This is a genomic window from Sphingobium sp. CECT 9361 (genome assembly GCF_918741285.1).
GTDB lineage: Bacteria > Pseudomonadota > Alphaproteobacteria > Sphingomonadales > Sphingomonadaceae > Sphingobium.
This window is the reverse complement of sequence record NZ_CAKKNC010000059.1, coordinates 1-3,821: the sequence shown is the minus strand read 5'-3', so window position 1 is coordinate 3,821 and position 3,821 is coordinate 1. Positions and strand designations below refer to the sequence as shown.

Annotated in this window: 3 protein-coding genes; all 3 read right to left on the bottom strand. The window is 61.4% G+C overall.

Going from position 1 to position 3,821, the window contains the following annotated elements; genetic code table 11:
• Positions 1-85: 85 nt before the first annotated feature.
• The 3 genes from LQ220_RS24675 to LQ220_RS24665 are packed head-to-tail and all read right to left on the bottom strand — an operon-like array spanning position 86 to position 3,680.
• Positions 86-1,090, bottom strand: coding sequence for a site-specific integrase (locus LQ220_RS24675; RefSeq protein WP_230190611.1), 1,005 nt, complete (start codon positions 1,088-1,090; stop codon positions 86-88).
• Positions 1,087-2,451 (bottom strand): tyrosine-type recombinase/integrase, encoded by a 1,365-nt coding sequence (locus LQ220_RS24670; protein ID WP_010409287.1) that lies wholly within the window; start codon positions 2,449-2,451, stop codon positions 1,087-1,089. Before LQ220_RS24670 ends, LQ220_RS24675 begins: the two co-directional genes overlap by 4 nt.
• Positions 2,448-3,680 (bottom strand): site-specific integrase, encoded by a 1,233-nt coding sequence (locus tag LQ220_RS24665; protein ID WP_230190610.1) that lies wholly within the window; start codon positions 3,678-3,680, stop codon positions 2,448-2,450. The genes LQ220_RS24670 and LQ220_RS24665 overlap by 4 nt, the downstream gene beginning before the upstream one ends.
• Between the last annotated feature and the right edge of the window lie 141 nt (positions 3,681-3,821).

The following is a 3,821-nucleotide window of genomic DNA, read 5'->3' as shown; positions in this document are numbered from 1 at the left end:
TAATCGCGAGGTGTCGATAATGTGAAGGAAGGCGGCCAGATTGGCTGAGTTCTGGGGTTTCCTGCCCACGTTCCTTCACATTATTTCAAAGCGTGTCGAGCCAGGCGAGTACGCTTGCATCGCGCTTCCACGATGGCTGACCGCCGGGTGTTGTCGGAACAGCGACCTGTTCCAGAGCCTTTCGCTTCGTTTCCAGATTGGCCCTGGCATAGTGGTTGGTCGTGTCGAGGCTCACATGGCCGAGCCAACTGCGGATGACCGTAACGTCGACGCCCGCCGATATGAGGTGCACGGCGGTGGCGTGCCGGAAGGCGTGCGGCGTCACGTGCTTGGTACGCAGCGTTGGTGTGGCTTCGGTCGCCGCCTTTACGTAGGCGGCAAGCTTGAATCGGACGCCCGACGCGCTGAGCGGTTCGCCATAGCGGTTAACGAACAGCCGTTGGTCAGGCGCCCGTGGTTGCCGTTCGAGCAGCTTCTTCAGCAGCAAGGCTGTTTCAGGCCAGAGCGGGCAGATGCGTTCCTTCCGTCCCTTGCCGGTCAAGCGCACGCAGCTCGGACTTTCGAACCGGATTGCTTCGGGGCACAGGTCGAGCGCTTCCTGTATTCGTGCGCCACTGTTGTAGAGGAGCGAGAGCAGCGCATGATCGCGCATGCCTTCGAGCGTCGAACGATCCGGCTGGGCAAGGATCGCCGTCACTTCCGCCGGATCGAGGTAGCATGGCTCCGATACCGGCGCGCGCTTGACCGGGATATTGAGGATTTCGACGCATTGTGCGATCGATGCGGGATCCCTGGTCGCCACGAAGTGGAAGAAGCTGCGGATTGCGGCAAGCCTGCAGTTGCGCGTGCCGATCGTACCGCCGCGCTCATGTTCGGCGTAACTGAGGAACGCGGCGACCTCGCTAGCGACCAGATCAGTCATCATGATCATAGCCACCTTTCTTCCAGCACGCTGTGCGACGAACCGCAGGAACAGCCGCCAGGTATCGCGGTATGATCGGACCGTATGGATGGATGCATTGCGCTGCTCGACCAGCCATTCGTAGAAGAACGCGCGCATCAGGTCTGGGAACGGGTTGGCCTTGCTCATGGCTGCACCTCCCGCCCCAAGCTGAGGCAAGGTGCACCCACCACGCGGAACCGCTCGTTTGCGTAATGCAGCAGGTCCTGCGTGACCGTGATGTAGACCAGCGTAGAGTTGATATCCCTATGGCCAAGATAGGTCGCGAGGAACGGCAGGCGATCCTGCGGGTTGATGCCCGTCCGGTACCATTCGAGGATCCGGTTCACGACCATCGAGTGCCGCAGGTCGTGCAGACGCGGTCCCGTTCGCCCCTGCGGTGGCTTCAACCCGGCGCGGCGTATGACGTCAACGAGCAGCCAGGCGACGGCTTGCTTCGTATAGCGGGCACTGCGCTGCTCGTGCCAGAACAGCCCGGACCTCGGGTCCTGCGATGCACCGGCATGGCACCGCACATCGATGTAGGCCCGAAGTTCGGCCATCACAGTGTCGGGCAGCGGCAGTATCCTGGTCTTGTAGAACTTGGTCTGCCGGATCGTGATCGTGCCGCCCTGAAGATCAACATCGCCCAGATCGAGGCGGGCGACCTCGCTGCGCCGCAGGCCCGCGCAATAGGCGAGCAGTAGCATGGTGTAGACACTCAACGGGCGAAGCTGCGCCCGTGGCGAGGGGTAAGAGCGAGCAATGTCGAGCATATGCTGCACGTCGGCAGGCGTATAGATATGAGGTTTGCGCCATTGTTTGGCCACTTCCTTCCCCGGACGTGGGTCCGGTCGGCGAGGTGGGATCGACGGATCCCGGTGGCGGAGTATCTTCGCAAGGACGCGCTTCAGCTTTTCGCATTCGGCAGGATGATTGCGCGTGGCCTTCGCCGTCGCCCAGTGTTCGAGCATCACCCCGATCGGTTCATCCTGTAGCGCCGGGTTCAGCTGTAGGAACCGGTCGAACCGCAAAAGCCACACAGGCTGCGTGGTATATTTGTACCCCCTGTTGCGCATCAGCGTAACGTGCTCGGCCATGATCGCGCCCAGCACGCTGCCGAACGGTTTGGGCTGATGCAGTTTGGCAAGGGCTTGTTCTGGATCGCGTGAAGCCAGAGCGCGCCAGACCGGCTTGCACTGCTTGACGTTACACTCCTTGCGCAGGACGACGACGGGATTGCGGTGGATCGCCCCGGTTTGCACAAGGTGATCGAGGAACCGGTCGATAATGCGGGTGCGGTGGAGCAGCGTCGTTGCCGTCCAACGGTCGGACCACGCCCGCAACCAGGCTACCAGCACATCTTGGCCGAGTTCGGTGTGGCGCGCGGCGACGTCCTGGAAGCTGTGGAGCACCTGTTTGTAATAGGTGCGGCTGTTCTTGCTGCGCAGGCCAAGGTCCGCGAGATAGCGCGCGATCAACAGTCGTTCGGGATCGGGCCATGTCATCATGACAGCACCTCCGATCCCGGAACGTCGAGCGCGATGGCCCGCAGGTCTTCGGTTGCCAGCTTGAGATACGGAGCGGTAGATTCCGTCGAACGATGACCAAGCATATCGCCGATCACCTTTTGCGGGACCGAGGCGCGCAGCATCTCGACCGCGCGGGCATGTCGGAAGATGTGTGGCCCACACTTTCCCGGTGGCTTGACCCCGGCATCCCGGATTCGCCGGAACACGGCACTATGCAGCACCCGGAGCCTTCCATAGGGCGCACGGGTCCGCACGAACACTTCACGGGCGTCAGTTTGCGGTCGTCCCGAGCGCAGATAGGTGAGGATGGCTTCGCCCACCGGAGCCATCAACGGAAGATAGGAACAGGCACGGGTCTTGGTGTGGAGGATGCGGATCGATTCCGTCCGCCAGTCAATATCCTCGATCTTCAGATTGCGGATTTCGCCGGACCTCAGACCATAAGTCGCCAGCAGTTGCAGGATCGCCTGATCTCTGAGCCCGATGGGCGTCGTGTCCTTGCTTGCGGTTTCCAGAACGGCGGCGATCTGATCGCGCTCCAGGATCGAGGGCACACCTTCATAGGCGTACAATAGCGGCGCGATGACGTGCGGCGACAAGTCGATTGCGGTGCGGCGCGTCCGGTGCAGATAACGCAACAGCGAGCGAAGGCGCTCCGCCACGTCCTTCACCGATTTGCGCGTTTGGTGCGGGCTGCGCATGTCCATGTAACGGTCGATATCGCCGACGCTCATTTCCATCAGGCTGTCGACGCCGCATCGATCAAGCTGCCAGGCGAGAAAGTTCCGGCCCTCCCACATCAGCGCGTAGATGCTGGGCTCCGCAAGGCCCCGTTCCTCGCGCAGCCAGATCTCGTATTCGTCGCAAATCGTAAAGCGCAGCGTGTCAGCAGCACATGTCGCTTTGGGCGCGGGTGGCCAACGGCCCTGTGCAAGCCGCAGTAGGGCGTGGATTCCAGAACGCGGAATGGAGTGCCAACACGGCCCTGGTGGTCGGCCATGACGTTTGCGGAACATCGTGATCGCATGGTGCAAATAGTACCCCACCTGCGCCTCGGTCACCTCCGCGATCGGGATGCTGCGCCGGGCAAGATAGTCGAGGAACCCGCGCGCATAGGCGCAGTAGTTCCCGGCCACCACCGGGCTGTATCGTTGGCTGGTCAGTACGGATCTGAGTTCGGAGATCAGTTCGCAATCGGTATTCGGCATTGACGGCTCCTCTGCTAGTCAAACGACCGCAGAGGTTCGTCGAGAAATAATGCGGAGCAAAGCCCGTCAGATAACGTCGCAATTCTGCGCATTTCATACACTGAAACCGCGTTCCTTCACATTATCGACACCTCGCGATTA